Below are 23,922 nucleotides of genomic sequence, written 5' to 3'. Positions count from 1 at the left end.
ACGTCGCGTTGGCAAGCGGGGCATTTTGGTGCTATTGAACAGCATTTATAGTTGCAATCCCAATTGATTTCACGCGGTTGTTTGGGAGCGTCAATGTCCCGCGAAAACGATGGTTTTGTCTTCCATCGTGGCCTGCTCCAGGCGGTCCTGGATGTCGTCTTTCGGGTCATCAACTTCTTCGTCAGATGGGACCATCTGCCGACCCTGCTCGGATCCGCCAATCTTTCGGTCTTCCGCGAAAGGTTGCGGGAGCACAACCTCCACCATACTGGTTACGGCGCGAGGCCGCCTGGCTGGAGCACCGGTAATGAGCGGTGGCGCTCCGCCGATGGCTCGTTCAACAGCCTCGACCATCCGCGCATGGGCATGGCGGGCGCCCGGTTCGGACGCAATTTCCCGCTGCCGGAATGCGCGCCGGACAGCGTAGACAACCTGCTCGAACCCAGCCCGCGCATGATTTCGATGGAATTGCTGGCGCGCGACACCTTCATTCCCGCGACCAGCCTCAATCTGTTGGCCGCCGCCTGGATCCAGTTCGAAACGCATAATTGGTTCAGTCATGGGGTTCCCGAGCCGGAAAACGAGTTCAAGATCCCGCTGAAGCCGGGCGATACCTGGCCCGAAGACGAACGGGTCGACGGCTGCATGAAGATTCGCCGGACTGTCCCCGACCGAACGCCGCGTGAACCATGGCTCGGCGCGACCCCGACATTCCGCAATCTCAACTCGCACTGGTGGGACGCCGGACAGATCTACGGCAGCGATCGCGACAGACAGATGCAGATCCGTTCCAAGGCCGACGGAAAGATCGAGGTCGGCAGCGATGGAATGCTTCCCGCCGATCCAGCTCATCCGGGCGCCGATCTCACCGGATTCAACGACAATTGGTGGGTCGGGCTCAGTCTGCTCCACAATCTCTTCGCACGTGAGCACAATGTCATCTGCGATGGCCTGAAGACACGGTATCCGACCTGGAAGGACGAGGAACTATTCCAGCGCGCACGCCTGATCAACGCGGCCCTGATCGCCAAGATCCACACCATCGAATGGACGCCGGGCATCCTCGGCCATCCTGCGCTGGACTTCAGCATGCGCGCCAACTGGTCGGGGATACCGTGCCGGGTGCTGCAAGCAGTGCTCGGCAAGAACAGCGAAGCCGCCTATGGCATCATCCGCTCCCCGACGGATCAGCATAGCGCGCCCTACGCGATGACCGAGGAATTCACTGCGGTCTATCGCCTGCACCCGCTGATCCCTGATGACATGGATGTGCGACGGATCGGCGCCGCGGGGGTTGAACACTGCAAGCTGGTCGATATGCAGGGACGCGCCTCCCGCAAGTTCATGGAGACGCACGGCTTTGTCGACCTGCTGTACTCGTTCGGCACGGCACATCCCGGCGCCATTCGCCTGCACAATTACCCCAACTTCCTCCGCCAGTTCGAAAAGGACGGCCAACCGCTGCTCGACATGGCCGCCATCGATATCATGCGCGACCGCGAGCGCGGCGTGCCGCGCTACAACCGGTTCCGCGAGCTGGTTGGCAAGAAGCGGGTCAAGACATTCGAGGAGATCACCAGCATTCCCGGCGCGGCAAAGAAGATGCGCGCGATCTACAAGGGCGACGTCGACCGCGTCGATCTGATGGTCGGGCTGTTGGCCGAGGATCTGCCGGACGGTTTTGGCTTCAGCGATACCGCCTTCCGCATCTTCATCCTGATGGCATCGCGGCGCCTCAAGAGCGACCGCTTCTTCACAGACGACTACCGGGCGGAAATCTACACCGATTTCGGTCTGGACTGGATCCAGAACAACGGAATGAAATCAGTGCTGCTGCGGCATGTGCCGCAACTCGGCCCGGCGCTCGAGGGCGTCGACAACGCCTTTGCCCCCTGGAACGTGCTGCGAGGCTCGGCGTGGCCCTCATCATGACCATTCCGGGCCTTGTCCGCCTCGCCCTCGTCCGCAAGCCGGACGAACTCCTCCGCGTCAACGATGCGGCTACGGTCACTCGCTCGCTGTCCGGCCGCGGAGGCCTGTTCAATCGCTCGGTCGCGGCAAAGCTCGCGGTTTTCCGCGGCCCCGATGGCGACATCTGGCCGGCATTTCGCGACCGGCACGATCCGCTGCGCGCTGCGCATCAGGCCTCGCTCGAATCCGCTCTTTCGAAGATCGATGCGCTGTTGCAACAGATCGCGCCGGAGATCGCCGAGCTCGGCGATTACGTCGGCGGCCGGCGCGCGCATCGCAGCAAGGGCGTCGTTGTACAGCAGGCCGTAGGCCGGCTATTCTTCCCTGACTATGTCGCGAGCGAGGAGTCCTACGCCGCCGCGCGCACGTTGCAGGCTTGGTTGTCGGCCTGGCCGCTGCGTGCAGCATGGCTCAGGCACAGCGGGGCGCTGAAGGCCGCGCTCGATCGAATCCAGGCTGCCTCGCGCGGCGACATTGCTTGCGCGCACGCGACTGCGCTCGCAATGGACAACATCGTGAAATCGATCGAGCTGATGCGCGAGCTGGCGCTCCACGGCGACAATCTGGCGAAGATCGAGCCGAAGGACGCGTCGCTTCGCACCCTGCGCGCGCCGGCGCGCGTGGTCCGCGAGGCGCGCGACGGAGACTTCATCGGTCTGATCCGGCTGCGGTCGCGGACGCTGGTCCTGCTGGCGGTCGAAAATGCCCGGCAGCAACGCGCCTCCGACCCGGGCTTCGCATTCTTTGCCGGTGCCTGGAATCAGTGTCCGGCGCACAGCCTTGTCCCGGCCTTGCTCAGCAATGTCTGGCAGGCGGCCAGGACGCGCGCGACAGCAGGCGCTTGAAGAACGCCGCGCAACGTCGTCGGCAATCGCCTCAAAGCGGAATGGAATTAGCAGGCGAGCTTATCCGCGATCCCGCCAAAGTCCTTCGCGACGATATCCCAGTTGCCGGTCGCCTCGAAATCGACCTTCTGGAGCGGTCCGTACTCTGTCGGCCGCGCCACGAAGGCGGTCTTCAGCCCGTTCTTCTGCGCAGCCGCGAGATCGCCGTTGTGGGCGGCGACCATCATCACCTCTTCCGGCTCGAGGCAGAGCAGCCGCGCGGCGCCGAGATAGGTCTCGGGATCGGGCTTGTAATGCTCGAACAGCTCGGCCGACAGGATCAGATCCCACGGCAGCCCGGCGAACTTCGCCATGTTGGTGAGCAGCGCGACGTTGCCGTTCGAGAGCGGCGAGATCACGAACTTCGCCTTCAGCCGCGTGAGGCCGGCGACGCTGTCGGGCCAGGCGTGCAGGCGGTGCCAGCCTTTGGTGAGATAATCGAGATCGGTTTCGGTGAGACCCTTGATCGAGAATTGATCGACCAGCTCTTCCAGCGAGCGGCGGTGCAGATCGTCGAGCATGACATAGCCGCGCTCGGGATGTTTGCGCACGTCGTCCATCGAGGCCATGTACATGCCGCGCCAGCCGTCGACCAAAGCGGTCCAGTCGGCGCTGATGCCGCGCTGTTTGCCCCACCACATGAAGTCTGTGATCAGGCTGGTGCGCCAGTCCACGACCGTGCCGAACACGTCGAAGACCAGGGCTTTGACGGGGGAGAGATCGGACATGCGCGCTTCCTCTGTTATTCTTGTTGTCATTCCGGGGCACGCAAAGCGCGAGCCCGGAATCCAGAGTTTGTTGCGCGAGATTCCGGGTTCGCCGGGCCGCGCCTTGCGCGGTCCCGTCGCCCCGGAATGACGGCGAGCGTCAGTCCAAATGGAACTTGGCCAGCTCGCGGTGCTCGGCCTTGATGTAGCGCACGGTGCCGGTGACGGAGCGCATCACCACCGTCTCGGTCTCGATCACGCCGTCCTTGCGGAATTTGACGCCCGAGAGCAGCGAGCCTGTGGTGACGCCGGTGGCGGCGAACAGGCAGTCGCCGCGCGCCATGTCCTCGATGCCGTAGATCATCTTGGGATCGTTGACGCCCATCTTGGCGGCGCGCTCGCGCTTCTCGTCGGAATCGAGGATGAGGCGGCACTGCATCTGGCCGCCGATGCAGCGCAGCGCCACAGCCGCGAGCACGCCCTCCGGCGCGCCGCCGGTGCCGAGATACATGTCGACGCCGGTATTATCAGGGTCGGCGCAATGGATCACGCCGGCAACGTCGCCGTCGGTGATCAGGCGCACGGCGGCGCCGGTCGAGCGCACGCTCTCGATGATGCTGGCATGGCGCGGACGATCGAGCACGAGAACCGTGATGCCGTCGGGCTGGACGCCCTTGGCCTTGGCGAGGCGGCGGACGTTGTCGGCCGGCGTCGCATCGAGATCGACGACGCCCTTGTCGTAACCCGGGCCGATCGCGAGCTTCTGCATGTAGACGTCGGGCGCGTGCAGCAGCGTGCCGCCGTCGGCCATCGCCATCGTGGCAATCGAGCCCGGCATGTTCTTGGCGCACAGCGTGGTGCCTTCGAGCGGATCGACCGCAATGTCGACCTGCGGGCCGGCATTCAGGCCAACCTTCTCGCCGATGAAGAGCATCGGCGCCTCGTCGCGCTCGCCCTCGCCGATCACGATGGTGCCCTCGATCGGGAGCTTGTTGAGCTCGCGGCGCATCGCATCCACCGCAGCCTGGTCGGCCGCCTTCTCGTTGCCGTGCCCGCGCAGCCGCGCCGACGACACCGCCGCCCGCTCCGTCACGCGCACGATCTCCAGCGTGAGAATGCGCTCGAGCAAGGCGTGCGGGGGGACTTCAATATGGGTCGACATCGGCTAACTCCTTCGAAACAGTTTTGGACAGGATTCCTTGCCCGCATTAACTCGTAACGCCCACGGTTCGTTCGACGAGCCGCCTCAGTTCTTCTCGATCCGGATCACCTGCGGCCGTCCGCTGATCACCTTGTCCTTCTGCACGGCAGCGAGCGCGCGGCGCACCGCATCCTCATGCGTCGCGTAGGTGATCAGGATGACGGGCACGGGGACCGCCTTTCCGTTGTCAGGCGCGGCGCCGCCATTGGGATGACGCTGCACGATCGACTCGATCGAAATCTTCTGCTCTGCAAGCCGCGTCGCGATCGCAGCCGCGGTGCCGGGGAAATCACGCGCCAGAAGGCGGATGTAATAGCCGCCCTCGTGCCGCTCCATCGGCGCCTTCTTGGTGTCGCGCAGTTGCGAAATGGGCCGGCCGAACGGATTGGCGCGGATACCGCGCGCGACATCGGCGATATCGGCGACGACGGCAGATGCGGTCGCAGCGCCGCCGGCACCGGGGCCGACCAGCGTGATCGGGGGGATGCCCTCTCCGTCGATCGTGACTGCATTGGTGACACCCATCACCTGCGCGATCGAGGAGGATTTTGGAACCATGGTCGGATGCACGCGCTGCTCGATACCCTTGGCGGTGCGCACCGCAACGCCGAGCAGCTTGACGCGGTAACCGAGATCGGCGGCCGCGCGCAGATCTTCCGGCGCGATGGACGAGATACCTTCGACATACACCGCGCTTTGGGCAACTTTCGTGCCGAAAGCGAGGCTGGCGAGAATGGCGAGTTTTTGCGCGGTATCGTGGCCGTCGACGTCGAAGGATGGATCGGCCTCGGCGTAGCCAAGGCGCTGCGCATCCTTCAGGCATTCGGCGAAGGACAGGCCCTCCTGCTCCATCCGGGTCAGGATGTAATTGCAGGTGCCATTGAGGATGCCGTAGACCCGGTTGATGCCAGTTCCGGCAAGACCCTCGCGTAACGTTTTGATGACAGGGATGGCGGCACCGACCGCTGCCTCGAAATTCAGCGCGCTGCCGTGCTTTTCAGCGGCTTTTGCCAGCTTGAGACCGTGCTTAGCGAGCAAAGCCTTGTTGGCGGTGACGACGGACTTGCCGGCGCTAAGCGCGGCATCGACCGCCGACAGCGCGGGATCGCCTGAGCCGCCCATCAGCTCGACGAAGCAGTCGACTTCGGGATGGGTGGCGAGGGCAAGCGGATCCTTCACCCATTCGACGCCGCGCAGATCGACGCCACGCTTCTTGGCCTTCGAGCGCGCGGTGACGGCAACGACACGGATGCCGCGGCCGCTGCGGCCCGCGAGCACGCGGGCCTGCGTTTCAATCAAACGGACCACTTCGGCGCCCACGGTGCCGAGCCCCGCTATGCCCACTTTCAGGGGTGCAACCATGATGTCTTAGAAAACCTGCCGAAGAGAACTTAACGCCGATTGGCGAGCGGAACGACGTTGTGCAACGTTTCGATGCCGCTTTCAAGGAAGCGTCGCACGCCGCGCGCGGCCTGCCTGATCCGTTGCTCGTTTTCCACCATGGCGATGCGGACATATCCTTCACCATGCTCGCCGAAGCCGACGCCGGGCGACACCGCGACGCCGGATTTCTCGACCATCAGGGTCGCGAACTGCATGCTGCCGACGCTGCGGAAGGCTTCCGGCAGCGGCACCCAGGCGAACATCGAGGCCTCCGGCGGCGGAATCTCCCAGCCGGCGCGGCCGAACGATTCAACCAGCGCATCGCGGCGCTTGCGGTAGGTGTCGCGCATCTCCTTGACGCAATCATCGGGGCCGTTCAGCGCTGCGGTCGCCGCGACCTGAACCGGCGTGAAGGCGCCGTAATCGAGGTAGGATTTGACGCGGGCGAGCGCCGCGATCACCCGCTCGTTGCCGACCGCGAAGCCCATGCGCCAGCCGGCCATCGAATAGGTCTTCGACATCGAGGTGAACTCGACGGTGACATCGATCGCACCGGGCACCTGAAGTACCGAGGGCGGCGGGTTGTTCTCGTCGAAATAGACCTCGGCATAAGCGAGATCGGACAGGATCAGGATCTCGTGCTTCTTCGCGAACGCGACGAGGTCCTTGTAGAAATCGAGGCTCGCGACATAGGCGGTGGGGTTCGACGGATAGCAGACCACGAGCGCGAGCGGCTTCGGGATCGAATGCACGATCGCCCGCTCCACCGCCTCGAAGAACTGCGGCGTCGGCTCGGAGGGCACCGAGCGGATGACGCCGCCCGCCATCAAAAAGCCGAAGGCGTGAATCGGGTAGCTCGGGTTCGGACAGAGGATGACGTCGCCGGGAGCCGTGATCGCCTGCGCCACATTGGCAAAGCCCTCTTTCGAGCCGAGCGTCGCCACGATCTGGGTGTCGGGGTTGAGCTTCACGCCGAAGCGGCGGGCGTAGTAGCCGGCTTGAGCCTTGCGCAGGCCGTTGATCCCGCGGGACGCCGAGTAGCGGTCGGTGCGCGGCTTGCCCAGCGTCTCCTTCAGCTTCTCCAGCACATGCGCCGGGGCCGGCAGGTCCGGATTGCCCATGCCGAGGTCGATGATGTCGGCGCCAGCATTCCGCGCGGCCGCCTTAGCCCGGTTGACCTGCTCGAACACGTAAGGCGGAAGGCGGCGGATGCGGTAAAATTCTTCCATGGCTCTCTGGGCTCCGGGCAACCGGTCAGGACAGAATCGGCAGGACGGACGACGATTCGGAAAGGCGCTCAGGATCGTCGTGAAAACTGCTCAAAATCAAATGCTTAGAGCAACCATCGACAACGAAGACTGAAGTCGTTCGCCCTGACTCTCGGCTGAACCGGGATCTTTTAGCACGGCAAGGCGGGGGCGCCAGCGATTACCTTGCTGCGCCTCATTTCGCGTCCTTGCCGGCAGCGGCCTGGCGATCGCGCGCGGCGGCGAGCTCGGCCTCGATCTTGGCGCGCTGCTCCAGCGGGATGGTCGCCTGATCGCGATCCGGCGGCAGGTCGTGCACCGGCAGGTAGGTGCCGGGCTCCCTGGGATGAGCCTGCGCGTCCGCAGGCGTCATGTCCGCGAGCTGGCTCGAGCAGCCGCCCATGGCGAGCGCCGCAATCAGCAGCGCGCTGCGGATCGGCAGCGTCTTTTGCAGGTCCCATAACGCCAACACTTGGGAAATCCCCTACTCGTCCCAAAGCACGGCCCCGGGCAACCTTACCCAAGACCGCGCCCAAGCTCAAACCATTGCTGCCCGAATGGCGAGAGCGAGAAAACAGCCGTTGCCCACCAAGCCGAGCGGTGCGGCCCGAATGTGACAGAACCAAGAAGATTTGTCGCAGTGCAACACATCTTCGAGAGTGTTTAACGCCAAACATGCGAGCTTCGCGGTGACGAATACGGAATGAGTCGTTACTGTTCTGCTCATGAGCATGGCCACGACCGATACGCCCAAACCCGAGACGAAGTTCGATGCGGAAGCCTTCGCGATGAATGTCGCGCGGGCGATGGAGAGCGGCGGCAAGGCGCTGGCCGCTTACCTCAAGCCGCGCGAGAGCGGCGAGGTGCAGGATCGCCCGCCAGCCGAGCTTGCGGAGGTCGTCAAGACCTTCACGTCGGTCGCCGAATACTGGCTGTCGGATACGTCCCGCTCGTCCGATCTGCAGACCAAGCTCGCCAAGGATTATCTCGACCTCTGGGGTTCGGCGGTGCGCCGTATGGCCGGCCAGGACGCCCCGCCCGCGATCGCGCCCCACCCGCGCGACAAGCGCTTTGCCGACCCGGAATGGAAATCGAATCAGTTCTTCGATTTCGTCATGCAGCTCTATCTGCTCACGACCAAATGGGCGCAGGAGCTGGTGCGCGATGCCGAAGGGCTCGATCCGCAGACGCGCCGCAAGGCCGAGTTCTACGTCCAGCAGGTCACCAATGCGCTGTCGCCGTCGAACTTCGTGCTGACGAATCCGGAGGTGCTGCGCGAGACGGTGGCGAGCAGCGGCGAAAACCTCGCGCGCGGCCTGACGATGCTTGCCGAGGACATTGCGGCCGGCAAGGGCATGCTGAAGATCCGCCAGTCCAATCCGGACAACCTCGTCGTCGGCGTCAACATGGCGACGACGCCGGGCAAGGTGATCTACCAGAACGAGACGATGCAGCTGATCCAGTATTCGCCGACCACGGAGACGGTGCTGCGCACCCCGCTCCTGATCGTGCCACCCTGGATCAACAAGTTCTACATCCTCGATCTTAAGCCGGAGAAGTCCTACATCAAGTGGTGCGTCGACCAGGGCATCACCGTGTTCGTGATCTCATGGGTCAATCCCGATAAGCGGCTCGGCAACAAGAGCTGGGAAGACTACATGAAGGAAGGCCTGCTCGCGGCGATGGACGTGATCGAGAAGGTCACCGGCGAGATGAAGGTGCACGCCGCCGGCTATTGCGTCGGCGGCACGATGCTGGCGACCACGCTGGCCTGGCTCGCCGAGAAGCGCCGCCAGCGCGTGGCGTCCGCGACGTTCTTTGCCGCCCAGGTCGACTTCACCCATGCCGGCGATCTCCTCGTGTTCGTCGACGAGGAGCAGATCGCAGCCCTCGAACAGGACATGAAGACGGCCGGCGTTCTTGAAGGCTCGAAGATGGCGATGGCCTTCAACATGTTGCGCTCAAACGATCTGATCTGGTCCTACGTCGTCAGCAACTATCTGAAGGGCCAGCAGCCGAGCGCGTTCGACTTGTTGCACTGGAATTCCGATGCAACGCGCATGACCGCGTCGAACCATTCCTATTATTTGCGCAACTGCTATCTGGAGAACCGGCTCTCCACCGGCACGATGGTGCTCGACAACACGCTGCTCGATCTCTCCAAGGTCAAGGTGCCGGTCTACAACCTCGCCACCCGCGAGGACCACATCGCGCCGGCGGAATCAGTGCTGTACGGCTCGCAGTTCTTCGGCGGCCCGGTGAAATATGTGCTGTCGGGCTCGGGCCACATCGCCGGCGTGGTCAATCCGCCGGCCTCGAACAAGTATCAGTACTGGACCAACGACAACATCAAGGACGTCAACGTCGCACAGTGGATGAAGGGCGCCGTGGAGCACAAGGGCTCGTGGTGGCCGGACTGGCGCGAATGGTTGCGCGGGATCGATCCGGAGGAAGTCCCGGCGCGCAGCGTCGGCAGCGACGCCCTGCCCCCGATCGAGGACGCGCCCGGCAGCTATGTCAGGGTCCGCGCATAGCGGAATCTTCCGCGCTTTTGTATAGACTCGCGCTCAACGCAGCGACGACAGAGGGGATCGAACCATGACGCGCGAATTGTTCTGGCTGACACTGACGGTGATCCTGACCGGGATCCTCTGGATTCCCTATATGGTCAACCGCTGTCAGGTTCGCGGCCTCGGCAGCGTAATGGCCAACCCCACTCGAAACGACAAGGCACAGGCTGAGTGGGCGACGCGGCTGATGTTCGCGCACGACAACGCGGTCGAGAACCTCGTGATCTTCGCGCCGCTGGTGTTGATCCTCAACGCGATCGATTATTCCACCAAATGGACCGTGCTCGCCTGCGCCGTCTATTTCTGGTCGCGCGTCGCGCATCTGATCGTCTACGCGCTGGGAATCCCGGTGTTCCGCACCCTCGCCTTCACCGCCGGCTTCCTCGCCCAGGCCGTGCTGGCACTGGCGATCTTCAAGGTGCTTTGATTTCGTGTCCCGGACGCGCGAAGCGCGAGCCGGGACCCAGAAGGCTGCAATTAAAACAAGCAAGAACGGGCCCCGGCTCTGCAGCGCATCACTGAAGAAGTGCCGCGCTGCGTCCGGGGCACGAGGCTGCCTTACTCCTCCGGCAATCCAAGCATCAGCCGCATGTTCTGCACGGCTGCGCCCGAGGCGCCCTTGCCGAGATTGTCGAGCCGCGCGACCAGCACGGCCTGCTGATATTTGTCGCTGGCGAAGACGTAGAGCTCGAGCATGTTGGTCTCGTTGAGGGCCTCCGGCTCGATCCGGCCGCCCTTTGACGCCTCGTTCTGGAGCGGCAACACCGAGACGTACTTTGAGCCGGCGTAGCGCTTGGCGAGCGCGGCCTGAAGGTCCGCTCCGCTCGGCTTGCCCGGCAGCGTGTCGAGCTGGAGCGGCACCGAGACCAGCATGCCCTGCCGATAGTTGCCGACCGAGGGAATGAAGATCGGCCGCCGCGTCAGGTTCGAATAGAGCTGCATCTCCGGCAGATGCTTGTGCTCGAAGCCGAGGCCGTAGAGCTCGAAGGACGGCGCGCTGCCGTCCTCGAAGCTCGCGATCATCGACTTGCCGCCGCCTGAATAGCCGCTCACCGCGTTGACGGTGACGGGATAATCGGGCGGCAACAGGCCGGCATCGACGATCGGCCGGAGCAGCGCGATCGCGCCGGTCGGATAGCAGCCGGGATTGGAGACCTTGCTGGCGGCCTTGATCTTGCTGGCCTGGTCCGGCGTCAGTTCGGGAAAGCCATAGGCCCAATCGGGCGCGACCCGATAGGCGGTGGAGGCATCCAGCACTTTCGGGCCTGAGGCGCCCATGCTGTCGACGAGCGCGACCGTCTCCTTGGCGGCATCGTCCGGCAGGCAGAGGATCACGAGATCCACCTCCTCCATCAGCGCCTTCTTGGCGGCGGGATCCTTGCGTTTGTCATCGGCGATCGTCTTCACAACGACGTCGTTCTGGAGCTTCAGCCGCTCGTTGATGCCGAGCCCGGTGGTGCCGGAGCCGCCATCGACAAAGACGGTTGCCGGTTTTTTCGCCGCGCCGGTGATCGGGGCTTTCGTGGTCTCAGCGAGGCTCATGACGCGCTCCTTTCGAGCTTGTTCGTGTCGTGTTCAAAAACTTGCGGCCTTGCCTGCCGCATCAATTGTGAGATCTGCCTGGCGTCGGCATCGCCGCCGCTGAGCGCGTTCGAGATCGCCGCATAGTCGGCGTCGGACTTGTGCTGGTTGAGCTTGAAGCTGCCTTCGACCTCTTCAACATTCATCACCAGACCCACGATCGCCTTCTTCATCGCTTCGAGCCGGCCCGCTGTCATCTTGCCCGACGTCCACGGCTTCTTCGGCAGCAGCCAGTGCTCGAACTTGTCGCTGAGCGTGTCGATCTGCACCGACAGCTCGTCATCCGACAACAGCCGCACCGGCCCGCTCAGATGCACCGACTGGTAGAGCCAAGTCGGCACCTGGTCCGGCGAGACGTACCAGTCCGGCGATACATAGGCATCGGGGCCGTTGACCGCGAGCAGCCAAGACGCATCGCCGCCCGCAAGCTTTAGCAGCGGATTGTGACGGGCGACATGAAACGCGGCCTGCGGCGTCCCATCGGCGGCGTAGGTCAGATAGAACGGCAGCGGGGAAGCGACCGGCTTCTTTCCGTCGAAAGCGCACATGGTGCCGAAGCCGCGTTCTTCGGCGAACTTCAGGCTTGCGGCGCGGTCCTGCTTGAAAAAGGGTGGCGTGTACATCGTGGTCTCCTGCTGGGCCTCCTTGGGGGCCGCCGGATCAGATCGCGCTGACAGGAGAGAGAATGCCGCGGATCGGATCCAGCGGCAAAGACGATGATCTCAAACGCGATCGACCGCCCAAACCGCAAGACTGCGGCGGCGGCGACGGGCGAACAGGATGGTCGCGGCGTTGATCATGGTGCGCGGCTATAGGGCCAGATGCGGTTCCCGTCAAGGTTTGGAGTCAGATCACCCGCCAGATCCATTCCATGATCTTGGCGAGCACATCGCCGAACAGCAGCAGCACGGCCGACCAGACCAGGGCCGAGATGAAATTGGCGGCCTGGAAACTCCAATAAGGCATCTCGAAGATGCCGGCCGCGAGCGGCACCGAGGCGCGCAGGGGACCGAAGAACCGGCCGATGAAGATGCTGGGCACGCCCCAGCTCCGCACAAAGGCCTCGCCTCTGGGCAGGAGCTCCGGATAGCGCGAGAGCGGCCACATCTGGGCGACTTTCTCCTTGTAGCGGAAGCCGAACCAGTAAGAGACCCAATCGCCCAGCGCCGCACCGAGGCCGCCGGCGATCCAGACCGGAAAGAAGCTGATGCCACTCGCTCCGATCAGCGCACCGATTCCCACCAGCGCGCCCCAGGCCGGGATCAGCAGCGAGATGAAGGCGAGCGATTCTCCGAAGGCGAGCAGGAACACGATCGGAGCCGCCCAGGCCTGGTGAACGCGCACAAAGTCGGCCAGGGCGTGCGCATACTGCTCCATCAAAAATAGCCTTCCCGCCCCGTCTCAAGGTGCTGCTGGATGAAAAAGACTGGTAAGCCAAGGACTTGTGTGACATCAAGTCACAAAACCCGGCTCCGCGCAGACCGGCAGGTCAAATTGCCGGGAATTGGAGGGGCTGCGGCGTAAAATCGCCGGGATTGGCCCTCAATCACACCGCCCGGCCCGCCCTGCGATAACCTTTCCAAGTCAGAAGTGGCATAGTCGGCCCAATCGATTCGCCGCTTATGCGGCCCTCAAAACGCATCAAGATATATGTCCAAGCAGTTGAAACCCAAAGCAAAAGACGACTTTTTCGGCGGTGACGAGCCGAAACCCCGCGCCGCCAAGGCGGCCCCGCGCGCGACCGGCGGAGAAGCCGACTACACCGCGGCCGACATCGAGGTGCTCGAAGGCCTGGAACCGGTGCGACGCCGGCCCGGCATGTATATCGGCGGCACCGATGAGAAGGCGTTGCATCATCTGTTCGCCGAAGTCATCGACAACTCGATGGACGAGGCGCTGGCCGGACACGCGACTTTCATCGGAGTCGAGCTCAGCGCAGACGGGTTCCTCACCGTCACCGACAACGGCCGCGGCATCCCGATCGATCCGCATCCGAAGTTCCCGAAGAAGTCGGCGCTCGAAGTCATCATGTGCACGCTGCATTCGGGCGGCAAGTTCGACTCCAAGGTTTACGAGACGTCAGGCGGTCTGCATGGCGTCGGCATCTCCGTGGTGAACGCGCTGTCCTCGCGTCTCGAGGTCGAGGTCGCGCGCGGCCAGAAGCTGCACCGCATGATTTTCGAGCGCGGCCATCCCAAGGGGAAGCTCGAGGACCTCGGCAAGGTCAACAACCGCCGCGGCACGCGCGTGCGCTTCAAGCCCGACACCGACATCTTCGGCGCCAAGGCTGCGTTCAAGCCGCAGCGCCTGTTCAAGATGACGCGCTCGAAGGCGTATCTGTTCGGCGGCGTCGAGATCCGCTGGAACTGCGCGCCCGACCTGCTCAAGGGCATCGAGGATGTACCGGCCGAAGCGACGTTCCACTTCCCCGGCGGCCTCAAGGACTATCTGGCGGCTGCGATCCACGCCGACACGCTGGTGCATCCCGACATCTTCTCCGGCAAGTCGGGTCGCAACGGCGCGCATGGCGCCTGCGAATGGGCGGTGGCCTGGACCGCGGATGCGGACGGCTTCCTCTCCTCCTATACCAACACCGTGCCGACGCCGGATGGCGGCACGCACGAATCCGGCTTGCGCAGCGCGCTGCTGCGCGGGTTGAAGGATCACGCCGAGCGCGTCGGCCAGGGCAAGCGCGCAGCCTCCATCACCTCCGAAGATGTGATGGTGGGCGCAGCCGTGATGCTCTCGGTGTTCGTGCGCGAGCCCGAATTCCAGGGCCAGACCAAGGATCGTCTCGCCACCGCCGAAGCGCAGCGCATCGTCGAGCAGGCGATGAAAGACCCGTTCGACCATTGGCTGTCGGGCAATCCGAACATGGCCAACAGGCTGCTCGACTTCGTGATCGACCGTGCCGAGGAGCGGCTGCGCCGCCGCCAGGAAAAGGAAACCGCGCGCAAGACCGCGGGCAAGAAGCTGCGCCTGCCCGGCAAGCTCGCCGACTGCACCGACGCGGGCACCGAAGGCTCAGAGCTGTTCATCGTCGAGGGCGACTCGGCCGGCGGCAGCGCCAAGCAGGCGCGCGACCGCAAGACGCAAGCGGTGCTGCCGCTGCGCGGAAAAATCCTCAACGTCGCTTCCGCCGGCAAGGACAAGCTGACGGCCAACGCCCAACTCTCCGACCTCGTGCAGGCGATCGGCTGCGGCCAGCTCTTGCACTACCGCGAAGAGGATCTGCGCTATCAGCGCATCATCATCATGACCGACGCCGACGTCGACGGCGCCCACATCGCTTCGCTCCTGATCACCTTCTTCTACCGGCAGATGCCGCGGCTGATCGACGAGGGCCACCTCTTCCTCGCGGTGCCGCCGCTCTACAAGCTGACCCACGGCTCGAAGTCGGTCTACGCGCGCGACGACAAGCACAAGGAGGCGCTGCTCAAGAGCGAGTTCAACGCCAATGCCAAGGTCGAGGTGAACCGCTTCAAAGGCCTCGGCGAGATGATGCCGGCGCAGCTCAAGGAGACCACCATGGATCCGAGCAAGCGCACGCTGCTCAAGGTGGTGCTGCTCGCCGACGATCGCGACACCACCGCCGATTCGGTGGAGCGCCTGATGGGAACCAAGGCCGAGGCGCGCTTCGCCTTCATCTCGGACAAGGCCGAGTTTGCCAGCGAAGAGTTGCTGGACGTCTGAGCCTTCCGGGCCGTCCACTGCGCTCAAGAGCCTCGGCGAGAAGCCGGGGCTCTTTTGTTTTGTGGGGGTCCCTTGTCGATGACGTCTGCACCCGCGGTCCGCACGGCTTTGAGCGATTCCCGGCGCCGTCACCGCGACTCGGCCAGCGACTCACGGCGCCGAGGCTGAGGCGGGATTGCATCCATTTCGGACAAAGCCGAATTTCCTAACGAAATCTTACTCGAATTCGAAATTTCAAAATCTGAACAAGCCACTGATTTTACGTAGTTATTTCCAATTTCGGGGACTGCGGCCCAAATGCCCGCTCAGCGGCGTTTTCCGGCGACTGTGCCTAGCCGGCAACAGCATTTCGGCGGGAAACGTCTATAGTCCGGGTCATCAGATGAAACGAACTTCAGCGCGCTCGCGCCTACTACGACAGACCAAGGTTGGGGATTTTGACATGAAAAAGACTTTGCTCGCTCTGACCGCTGTTGCGGCGATGACCGGTTCGGCCTCGGCCGCTGACCTTGGTGCCCGTCCCTACGTGAAGGCTCCGATGCCGGCGCCCGTCGCCAACTGGACGGGCTTCTATGTCTTCGGCGGTGGCGGCGGCGGCCTCTCCAATGCCGACCAGCATGTCCAGACCACTGTCGGCGCGGTTCCGCTGACCATCGACCAGCGTCAGGGCGGCTCCGGTTGGTTCGGCACCGTCGGCGCCGGTTACGACTGGCAGTTCAGCGGCACCTGGGTCGCCGGCGTGTTCGCTGACGGCCAGTTCGGCAGCATCCGCGCCACCATCCAGGATCCGACCATCGGCATCACCGGCAACCAGAAGCTGGAAACCTCCTGGGCCGCGGGCGTGCGCCTCGGCTGGCTGGTCGCCCCGAACGTTCTCTCCTACGTCAACGGCGGTTACTCGGGCGCCCACTTCGGCCAGACCAACTTCACGACGCTGGGCGGCACTCCCGCTGGCATCCATCTCAACAGCTACAACCGCAACGGCTGGTTCGTCGGTGGCGGTGTCGAGAACAGCCTGAACATCTTCGGCATCTCTTCGCCCGGCTGGTTCATGAAGACCGAGTATCGTTCGGCCTTCTACAACGCCAAGACTCAGGACGAACTGTTCGACGTCGGTAACGTTGCGGTTGGCAACAGCATCCGCGCCAACAGCTGGAACCAGACGATCTCGACCTCGCTGGTCTACCGCTTCAACTGGACCGGTCCGGTCGTCGCGAAGTACTGATCTGATCTCACGATCAAACGTCAAAGCCCCGGCATCGTCCGGGGCTTTTTCGTTGTGAGCGCGCCGGCAGCCAGTGCTCGCCTCCAACGACGGCACGCTGCGGTGAGCTGAGCTTCGATCACCCCACCGCATCGGTGATAGCCCTGCCCTGCGCATCGCGACGTGTGCCGGGCGTCGCCGCTGCCGGCGCCGCCATTGTAACCGAAGCAAAGCTGCGGTTACTGTGCGCCCCAAGCTTTCGAGACCGCAGCATCGTTGATGCCGCGAGTCGCGACGGAAGCGGACCGATAGGGGAATGCATGCGCAGATTTCTGCTTGTGGCAGGCCTGTTCGCCCTCGCCGTCGGGCTGCTCTGGATCGGACAGGGCACGGGCACCGTCCCCTGGCCGCGATCGAGCTTCATGGTCAACCAGCTGCAATGGGCCGGCTATGGCGCCGCCATGGCCGGCTTCGGGCTGGTGCTGATCTGGCAGAGCAACCAATAAAAGAAACCAGGGAATACAAGCATGACATCCAGCCGGTTCGATCTCCGCGGCAAGGTCGCGGTCGTAACAGGAGGCAATGGCGGCATCGGGCTCGGCATGGCGCGCGGCCTTGCCGACGCCGGCGCCGACATCGCCGTGGTCGGACGCAACGAGGCGAAGTCCAACGCAGCCACCGAAGATCTCAGGCAGCGCGGCATCAAGGCGATCGCGGTTGCGACCGACGTCACCGACAAGGCCGCAATCGAAGCCATGATCGCGCGCGTGGTCAAGGATCTCGGCCGCATCGACATCCTCGTCAACAATGCCGGCATGAGCATCCGCAAGCCGCCGCACGAGCTCGAGCTCGACGAGTGGAACAAGGTGATCGACACCAACCTCACCAGCGCCTTCCTGTGCTCGAAGCTCGCCTATCCTGCCTTGAAGGCGTCAGGCAACGGCAAGGTGATCAACATCGGCTCGATGATGTCGATCTTCGGTGCGAGCTTCGCCACCGCCTATGCGGCGAGCAAGGGCGGAATCGTGCAGTACACGCGTGCCTGCGCCAACGCCTGGGCGCCTGACAACATCCAGGTCAACGCGATCCTGCCGGGCTGGATCGATACCGACCTCACCCGGGGCGCGCGGCAGCAGGTCTCGGGATTGCACGAGCGGGTGCTGGCGCGCACGCCTGCGGGGCGCTGGGGCGACGTCGATGACTTCGCCGGCATCGCGGTGTTCCTCGCATCGTCCGCGTCGAACTTCGTCACGGGCACCGCAATCCCCATCGATGGCGGCTTCTCGGTGATGGCCTGAGGCCGGACGGCACCACGCAAAAAGAAGCCCCGGTCGAAGCCGGGGCTTTTGAATTTTGGCAGTGCTTTTCTTGATCGTTGGTCGCGTTGCGGTCGACGTGCTCAGTAGCGGGCGATGGTCGGCGCGTCGAACTTGTAGCTCGCGCGCACAACGGCCCACTGGATATCGCGCGGCTTGGCGTCGAAGGTGTAGTTGGTCGTGGTGCCGCCGAGCTGATAGGTCTGGCTGCCGAAAGCAGCGTAGTTGTACTCGAGGCCGACGATCCAGTTGCGGGTGACGCCGTATTCCCAGCCGGCGCCGACGGTCCAGCCGTTGGCCCAGTGGGTCTGACCGCCCGAACCTGCCGTGCCGACGGTGTCGCTGACCGAGAGACGGTTGTTCACGCCGGCATAGCCGCCCTTGATGTAGAAGAGGTTGTTCTGCACGGCAAAGCCGGCGCGGCCGACGACCGTTGCCAGAACGTTGGCACGCCAGGAGAACACGTCATCACCGGCGCCAAACACGGTGTTCGTGAACGAGCCCTTGTTGTTGAGGCCGGAGATCGTGCCTTCCATGCCGAACACGTAATTGTTGGCCTGCCAGTTGTAGCCGATCTGGGCACCGCCCATGATGCCCGAGTTGCGCTGACGGAAACCTTCTCCCGGAGAGAGATCGCCGAAGCCGCCGCTGTTGCCGTTGTTGATGAACTGCTCGTTGGTCCATGCGCCGCCGATGTGGCCGCCGACGTAGAAGCCGGTCCAGTTGAACAGCGGCTCGGCGTAAGCTGGCGCCTTCGTGTAGCGCGCGCCGAGATCGGCGGCGGTGGCCGCGCCCGTCGAAACAAGAGCGGTCGTGCAGGCGAAGGCGGCAATCAATTTGTTACGCATGGTACACCCCGTGTCCTTTGATGGGCGCACGGTCACAGACGGGTGTTACTAAAATTCGAATCAACAAAGTTAACGCAGCGCAGGGGCGCGCGCCGGTCCGCAAATCCGTGGGTGCTGTTGCACGCTCGCAACGTCGCACGCGCGATTTAACGCGGCGTTATCCCTACCGACTCCCAGCGCTACGATGGCGCCGCGGCTTTCGACTGCACATGCTCGGGCCGCACGCCGAGCGCAAGCAGGCGCGCCGGAATGCCCTGGAGCCACGGCAGCGCGGTGATGAGGCGCACGATCAGCGGCACTTTGAGCGGCCGATCGCCGCCTTTCAAGGCGCCACTGATGATCTTGTTCTGCACGATCACCTGCATCCGCTGCGTCATCTTCACCGGGAACTCGCGGCGACGCCTGACAGCATCGAGATCCATCTCGGACGGACAGCCGTGCTGCATCTTGTCGGCCAGCAGATTGGCGGTCGCGACCGCATCCTGCACGGCGAGATTGACGCCGACGCCGCCGACCGGCGACATCGCATGCGCGGCGTCGCCGATGCACAGCAAGCCCGGCTGCGTCCAGCGCGCCAAGCGGTTGATCGCGACGGTGAGCAGCCTGACGTCGTCGAAGCTCTTCACGTCGGCGATGCCGGACCTGAGGATCGGTGCCATGCGCACGACGTCGTCGAGCAGCGCCTGCAATCCCCTCGCCCTCACCGCGTCGTATTGTCCCTTGGCAATGAGATAGGCGCATTGCCAATAGTCGCCGCGGTCGAAGGTGACCATCATCTTGCCGGGCTCGACGCGCGCGAACACGTGTTCGGTTTCGTCGGGTTTGCGGCCGGCGCGGAACCAGAGCACGTCCATCGGCGCGCCGATCTCCTCGACGGCGAGGCCCGCGCGCTCGCGCACCGTCGAATGCCGGCCGTCGCAAGCGATGGTGAGATCGGCCTCGATGTCGAGGATGCCGTCAGGTGTTTTCGCCCGCACGCCGGCGATCGTCTCGCCGCGGCGGATCAGATCGACCGCCTCCGTGCTCATCATCACCTCGAGCGAGGCAAAGCGCCGGCCGGCCTCGCGCAGGAAATTCAGGAAGTCCCATTGCGGCATGAAGGCGATGAAAGGATATTTGGTGTGGAGCCGGCTGAGATCGGCAATGCGCACCGGCGTGCCGCCGAACAGGCCGTCCATCTTCTGCAAGCGCTGATGCGGCAGCTTCAGGAATCCGTCGATCAGGCCGAGTTCGTCCATCACCTGAAGCGTCGAGGGATGCACGGTATCGCCGCGGAAATCGCGGAAGAAATCAGCATGCTTCTCCAGCACCACGACCTCGATGCCGGCCCGTCCCAAGAGATACCCGAGCATCATGCCGGCCGGTCCGCCGCCGACAATGCAGCAGCGGACTTTCTTGGTTTTGTTCGATTGCTGGTCGGATGTCATTGCAGCCGCGATCCGAGTATCGATCAAGACGTGGCGGGCAATGTAACGCCGATTCCGGGTGATCGGCGTCTGAATTTGGATGCGGGATGTCGAACGCTGCCCGGCAGCTCAGATCACGCCGGCCCGTCTGCGACGAGAGACGCGCCCGCGTGGGCGTCCGCGTCAGGACCGCCGGTTGCCACATGCGAGGCAGCAGATAGGCCCGCACGGCGCGGGCCTATCTGGACGGGAACTGGACTATTTCTGATCCTCATTGCTGGTCCCGCTGCCCGGGCTGCCGATCGGCAACCCGTTGGGCGCATGGCCGGCACCAGCGTTCCGCGCAGCTTGCGCCGCTGTTGGCGACGTGCCGTTCGCAGTCGGCGGCTGAACGTTCGGATTGCTCTGGCTCCTGTTGGCGTTGGCCCCGGTGGTGGTGCCATGCGTCCCCATCCCTGAAGGAGCCGACGGCCCCGAATTGGCGCTGCTGGGTGATGTGCCCATTCCGGCACCTGAGCTGGCCGCAGATCCCGCACCGCCGGTACCCGTCCCTGCAGCGGCGCCGGCACTGGCACCGCCACCCGCGCCACCGCCGCCTCCGCCGCCAGCACCGCCGCCTCCCTGAGCATAAGCGAACGTCGAAAGCGCAGCGCAGGCGAAGGCTACAAGGATGGACTTGCGGATCATGGATCGTCTCCCTGGTTTGGTGGACAATCCAGGGACCCGAGGAGTTGTTCCTTTGTGCGGGCTTGCCGAACTTCTTTCGCTTCAGTCGCAGGATGCCGAAGCCGTCAGCTTTCGTCGCTCTGCCAAAAGCTCAGTGATGGTTGGACGACGAGCGCAAATCCTGCAAGGGCTTGGCTCCAAGGTGAATTTAACATGCCTCTTGAAGAACAGTTCCGTCAGTCCACTCCCACGGGGGCGCGACGCAACCGACAAGGAGCCATCATCAATTATTGCTGCGGTTCGCGCTGCGGAAACTCTTGATCTCCGAGACGCTGCCGTCGCGATAAGTCAGCTCCACCGAGACGGATTGCGTAGCGGGAGCGAGCTTCATGTAGAGCGGCATGCCGGCGGTGATCGCGCTGGGGTCGCGCATGTCGCACGGCGGCATCTTCAGCACCTGGTTGGGCACGGCGGTATCGATGCCGATCCGCACCTCGCGGATGGCGCAGCGATAGGACACGAGGTGCGTGTAGTAGACGAGCAGCCCGTTGAACTCGCGGAACGACAGCCAGCTCGTCGCAGTCATGTCGAGGATCTTGCGCTGGTCGCGGATCAGCGCGGCCTCGGGGTCGAACCTGATTGGGAACGGCCCCTGCATGTCGCCGGACTGATCGACATAGCGGACCTCGATGGTGCCCGCCTGTGCATCCGACGGCAACTCGATCGACGGGTTCGGCATGCGCTTGCGCGTGCGCGGATCGAGCGTGTCGATGAACCCGGTCTCGCGGAAATCGCCCTTGCCGGCCATGCGCCAGGAAATGCCGAGCGCCGGGTCAGCGAAGGAGAACACCACGCTCCAGCCGCCATTGTGCCGCGAGAAGCTCGCGATCGGCGCGTTGGTGGCCTCCTCCTTCGGCAGCTGCGGCACCGACACCGGCGGCAGCGCTGCGAGCTTCTGCGGCGGCGGGTCGTCCGAACGCGCGACGGCATCCTTGGCAAGGCCGCTGAGGAACACGTCGTCGACCATCTGGTCGAAATAGACAGGCACCTGCCTGTGCCTCACGGTATCGGCCATCTCGCTGACGGCCCGGCGCGTGCGCTGCGCGACCTGCACGAGATTCTCGCCGGGCTTGAGCAGCTCCTTGGCGAAGGTGCGCGTGAACACCGAATTGGGATTGGCGTCGTCGTTGGACAGACGATCGAGCGCGGTCTGGCGGGGACCTGCCGAAAACACCGAGAACACGCCTTCAGGCAATTGCGTCATCGGCGCAAGTCCGCCGGCGCCAGCGACCGCACGGGTGCCCTTGCGCTCGAACGGGTTGTTGCGGCAGGCGTCGAACACCAGGATCGACGTTCGCGCCTTCTTGTTCTGAAGGCGCTCGACGATGCGGTCGGCCAGGATGGAGGCGTCGCGCACCAGCTCTTCCTGCCCTTCGGTCGCCGACGGCACGTCGGTGGGCAGCAAATAGTTCTGACCCGCGATCTCGAAACCGTGGCCGGCGTAGAAGAAGAACGCGGTATCGCCGGGCTCGATCGCCTTGTCGAAGGCGAGCAAGGTCTCGGAGAATTGCTGCCGGCTCTGGTTCTCTGCGACCATCACGGAGAAACCGAGCTGCTTCAGCGTATCTCCCATGGTGCGGGCGTCGTTGACCGCCTTGAGCAGCTTCGGGACATTCCTGTAGTCGTTGTTGCCGACGACGAGCGCGACGCGCTTCTCGGCATAGGCGGGAAGAGCGAAGCCGCTCAGGCCCGCCACCAGGCCAAGGGCCGCCAGAATTCTGAAAAGCCGACGCGTCATCGCAAATTTCCCGTTGCAGAACGGCCGCAGGCCGCTTCCTTCGAACAGCAGTTCATTGGACCCCCTGCCGCTGTGTGATAGTCGGCCCAGGCGTAACGGCGGTTCAAGGGACCTGGGCTTTGGTTCCACGATCTGGCTATGGCAGATTCCCGCGGAATCTGCTCTTTCTAGGGCAATTGCGCTGCAAGCGGGGGCTGCCGTGTATTGGTGTACCGACGAGGTCGAGCCGAATGACCGCTTCGACTATTGGCGCGAGGTGCGCTCCAAGGGATTGTTCGGCGTCACCGCCGAGCTCGAGCGCGAACAGCGCGCGGACTTCTTCGGCGAATTCTCGCTGCGCCAGCTGGGCGGCGCCGGCCTTGTCGAGCTGAAGGCCTCACCCTACACGGTGGAGCGCAGCACGACCGACATAGCCTACGCGCCGGGCGACGCCATCTGCGTCTATCAGCAGCTCGGCAGCGGCGGCTGGTTCGGCGGTATGCGCGGAAGCGACTTCGCGATCGCCAACGGCAGTTTCGCCACCAGCCATACCGACCTGCCCTATCGCACCGCGCCGCTGGGCGCCGGGGGCTTCCACCTTCGCATCCTGAAGATCCCGCTCAGCAGCATCCCGGCGCAGGACAAGCGCATGCGCGAGCTTTCGCCTCGGACGTTCGGCGATCCGACCCTGGCGCCGCTGCTCGGGGCCTGCTTTGCCGAGCTCGGTGAAGCCTCCGCGGATCAGGGTGCCTCCGGTACGACCTCCCTCGTCCAGGCTTTGGCCCATCTGGCGCTGATCGAGCGCGGCATCGTCAGGCCCGGCAGCCGGCGCGGGCAGGCGGCGCTGCGGACCGCGCGCCTCGCGCAGGCCCGGCGCCTGATCGCGGGACACCTGCAAAATCCGGATCTGGCGCCGACGATGGTGGCTGATGAGCTCGGCGTGTCCGTGCGCCACCTGCACATGCTGTTCGAGACCGCGGAGAAGAGCTTCTCGCAGACCGTGACGGACGAACGCCTGAAACAGAGCCGCCGCCTGATGCGCGAGGCCCCCGAGCGGCTGATCGCCGACGTCGCGGCCGCCTGCGGCTTCGAGAGCCTGGCGACCTACTACCGGGTCTTCAACGCCGCCTACGGCATGGCCCCCGGTGACTTCCGGGCCCAGGGCTCGGATGGGCGTTAGCCGCCATATTGGTGGCTCCGGCCGGAGCGCGGAGCCGGGTGAAAAACCCCAGTCGCGCCCGCTATTTGGTAAAAACCTCAGGCTTTTTAGGGCCTTCCCGTGCCCGCTCCATTGACTTTGGCCGATTCCCGCCTATGTTCCGGGGCGACGCGGCTCAGATCGAAGAGCGATTCCTGAGCCTTGCGCTTTGTCCGCGTGAGTCAGCACCCCCAGCTTCTTTGAGAGCGCGCCGTTTCGGGGTGGAACGCGACAGCCTTATCACCCTCGATTCCGAACGGCGGTTTCGAC

20 protein-coding genes are annotated in these 23,922 nt (G+C 64.2%); 9 read left to right on the top strand and 11 right to left on the bottom strand.

Annotated features, from left to right (window positions below; translation table 11 throughout):
* Positions 1–93: 93 nt before the first annotated feature.
* On the top strand, positions 94–1,932 hold the full coding sequence (locus IVB26_RS20035) for a peroxidase family protein (protein WP_247967073.1): 1,839 nt from the start codon (positions 94–96) through the stop codon (positions 1,930–1,932).
* Entirely contained in the window at positions 1,917–2,816 is a 900-nt protein-coding gene (locus IVB26_RS20030) for a hypothetical protein (RefSeq protein ID WP_247967072.1), read from the top strand. Before IVB26_RS20035 ends, IVB26_RS20030 begins: the two co-directional genes overlap by 16 nt.
* A gap of 47 nt (positions 2,817–2,863) precedes the next feature.
* On the opposite strand, the gene IVB26_RS20025 is transcribed toward IVB26_RS20030, so the two are convergent.
* The 5 genes from IVB26_RS20025 to IVB26_RS20005 form a co-directional block, all read right to left on the bottom strand.
* Positions 2,864–3,583, bottom strand: a complete 720-nt coding sequence (locus IVB26_RS20025) for a haloacid dehalogenase type II (RefSeq protein ID WP_247967071.1) — start codon at positions 3,581–3,583, stop codon at positions 2,864–2,866.
* Positions 3,584–3,722: 139 nt separating this feature from the next.
* Entirely contained in the window at positions 3,723–4,724 is a 1,002-nt protein-coding gene (glpX, locus tag IVB26_RS20020) for a class II fructose-bisphosphatase (protein WP_247967070.1), read from the bottom strand.
* Between the two features lie 84 nt (positions 4,725–4,808).
* Complete coding sequence (locus tag IVB26_RS20015) at positions 4,809–6,125, bottom strand: homoserine dehydrogenase (RefSeq protein WP_247967069.1); 1,317 nt, start codon at positions 6,123–6,125, stop codon at positions 4,809–4,811.
* Positions 6,126–6,154: 29 nt separating this feature from the next.
* A complete protein-coding gene (locus IVB26_RS20010) occupies positions 6,155–7,375 on the bottom strand; it encodes an LL-diaminopimelate aminotransferase (RefSeq protein WP_247967068.1) in 1,221 nt (406 codons plus the stop codon).
* A 214-nt stretch (positions 7,376–7,589) separates the two neighbouring features.
* Entirely contained in the window at positions 7,590–7,865 is a 276-nt protein-coding gene (locus IVB26_RS20005; protein WP_247967067.1) for a hypothetical protein, read from the bottom strand.
* A gap of 253 nt (positions 7,866–8,118) precedes the next feature.
* Here IVB26_RS20005 and IVB26_RS20000 point away from each other — a divergent pair, with 253 nt between their 5' ends.
* The gene (locus tag IVB26_RS20000; protein ID WP_247967066.1) at positions 8,119–9,927 is read left to right on the top strand and encodes a PHA/PHB synthase family protein; all 1,809 of its coding nucleotides are present in this window, start codon (positions 8,119–8,121) and stop codon (positions 9,925–9,927) included.
* A 64-nt stretch (positions 9,928–9,991) separates the two neighbouring features.
* The gene (locus tag IVB26_RS19995; protein WP_247967065.1) at positions 9,992–10,390 is read left to right on the top strand and encodes an MAPEG family protein; all 399 of its coding nucleotides are present in this window, start codon (positions 9,992–9,994) and stop codon (positions 10,388–10,390) included.
* A 131-nt stretch (positions 10,391–10,521) separates the two neighbouring features.
* On the opposite strand, the gene argC is transcribed toward IVB26_RS19995, so the two are convergent.
* The 3 genes from argC to IVB26_RS19980 form a co-directional block, all read right to left on the bottom strand.
* Complete coding sequence (gene argC / locus IVB26_RS19990) at positions 10,522–11,505, bottom strand: N-acetyl-gamma-glutamyl-phosphate reductase (RefSeq protein ID WP_247967064.1); 984 nt, start codon at positions 11,503–11,505, stop codon at positions 10,522–10,524.
* Complete coding sequence (locus IVB26_RS19985; RefSeq protein WP_247967063.1) at positions 11,502–12,167, bottom strand: FMN-binding negative transcriptional regulator; 666 nt, start codon at positions 12,165–12,167, stop codon at positions 11,502–11,504. The genes argC and IVB26_RS19985 overlap by 4 nt, the downstream gene beginning before the upstream one ends.
* Positions 12,168–12,390: 223 nt before the next feature.
* Positions 12,391–12,921, bottom strand: a complete 531-nt coding sequence (locus IVB26_RS19980) for a DedA family protein (protein ID WP_247967062.1) — start codon at positions 12,919–12,921, stop codon at positions 12,391–12,393.
* Between the two features lie 273 nt (positions 12,922–13,194).
* Between IVB26_RS19980 and parE the strand changes: the two genes are divergently transcribed.
* The 4 genes from parE to IVB26_RS19960 all read left to right on the top strand — a co-directional run bounded on the left by parE (position 13,195) and on the right by IVB26_RS19960 (position 17,739).
* Positions 13,195–15,237 carry a DNA topoisomerase IV subunit B gene (gene parE, locus IVB26_RS19975; RefSeq protein ID WP_247967061.1) on the top strand — a complete coding sequence of 681 codons (2,043 nt, stop codon included), beginning with the start codon at positions 13,195–13,197 and terminating at the stop codon, positions 15,235–15,237.
* A 442-nt stretch (positions 15,238–15,679) separates the two neighbouring features.
* A complete protein-coding gene (locus tag IVB26_RS19970) occupies positions 15,680–16,462 on the top strand; it encodes an outer membrane protein (RefSeq protein WP_247967060.1) in 783 nt (260 codons plus the stop codon).
* Between the two features lie 299 nt (positions 16,463–16,761).
* Complete coding sequence (locus IVB26_RS19965) at positions 16,762–16,947, top strand: hypothetical protein (RefSeq protein WP_027557870.1); 186 nt, start codon at positions 16,762–16,764, stop codon at positions 16,945–16,947.
* Positions 16,948–16,968: 21 nt separating this feature from the next.
* A complete protein-coding gene (locus IVB26_RS19960; protein ID WP_247967059.1) occupies positions 16,969–17,739 on the top strand; it encodes an SDR family NAD(P)-dependent oxidoreductase in 771 nt (256 codons plus the stop codon).
* 101 nt (positions 17,740–17,840) lie between these two features.
* On the opposite strand, the gene IVB26_RS19955 is transcribed toward IVB26_RS19960, so the two are convergent.
* From IVB26_RS19955 to IVB26_RS19945, 3 genes are all read right to left on the bottom strand, one after another.
* Positions 17,841–18,605 carry an outer membrane protein gene (locus IVB26_RS19955; RefSeq protein ID WP_247967058.1) on the bottom strand — a complete coding sequence of 255 codons (765 nt, stop codon included), beginning with the start codon at positions 18,603–18,605 and terminating at the stop codon, positions 17,841–17,843.
* Positions 18,606–18,784: 179 nt separating this feature from the next.
* Positions 18,785–20,032: an FAD-dependent oxidoreductase gene (locus IVB26_RS19950; protein ID WP_247967057.1), complete on the bottom strand. Its 1,248-nt coding sequence runs from the start codon at positions 20,030–20,032 to the stop codon at positions 18,785–18,787.
* 928 nt (positions 20,033–20,960) lie between these two features.
* Complete coding sequence (locus IVB26_RS19945) at positions 20,961–22,475, bottom strand: caspase family protein (RefSeq protein WP_247967056.1); 1,515 nt, start codon at positions 22,473–22,475, stop codon at positions 20,961–20,963.
* Between the two features lie 199 nt (positions 22,476–22,674).
* Between IVB26_RS19945 and IVB26_RS19940 the strand changes: the two genes are divergently transcribed.
* Positions 22,675–23,634, top strand: coding sequence for an AraC family transcriptional regulator (locus IVB26_RS19940; RefSeq protein ID WP_247967055.1), 960 nt, complete (start codon positions 22,675–22,677; stop codon positions 23,632–23,634).
* The last annotated feature ends 288 nt before the right edge of the window (positions 23,635–23,922 follow it).

It is taken from the genome of Bradyrhizobium sp. 195, assembly GCF_023101665.1.
Taxonomy (GTDB): domain Bacteria; phylum Pseudomonadota; class Alphaproteobacteria; order Rhizobiales; family Xanthobacteraceae; genus Bradyrhizobium.
The sequence above is the reverse complement of the archived record's forward strand: the minus strand, read 5'-3'. Positions and strand labels throughout refer to the sequence as shown.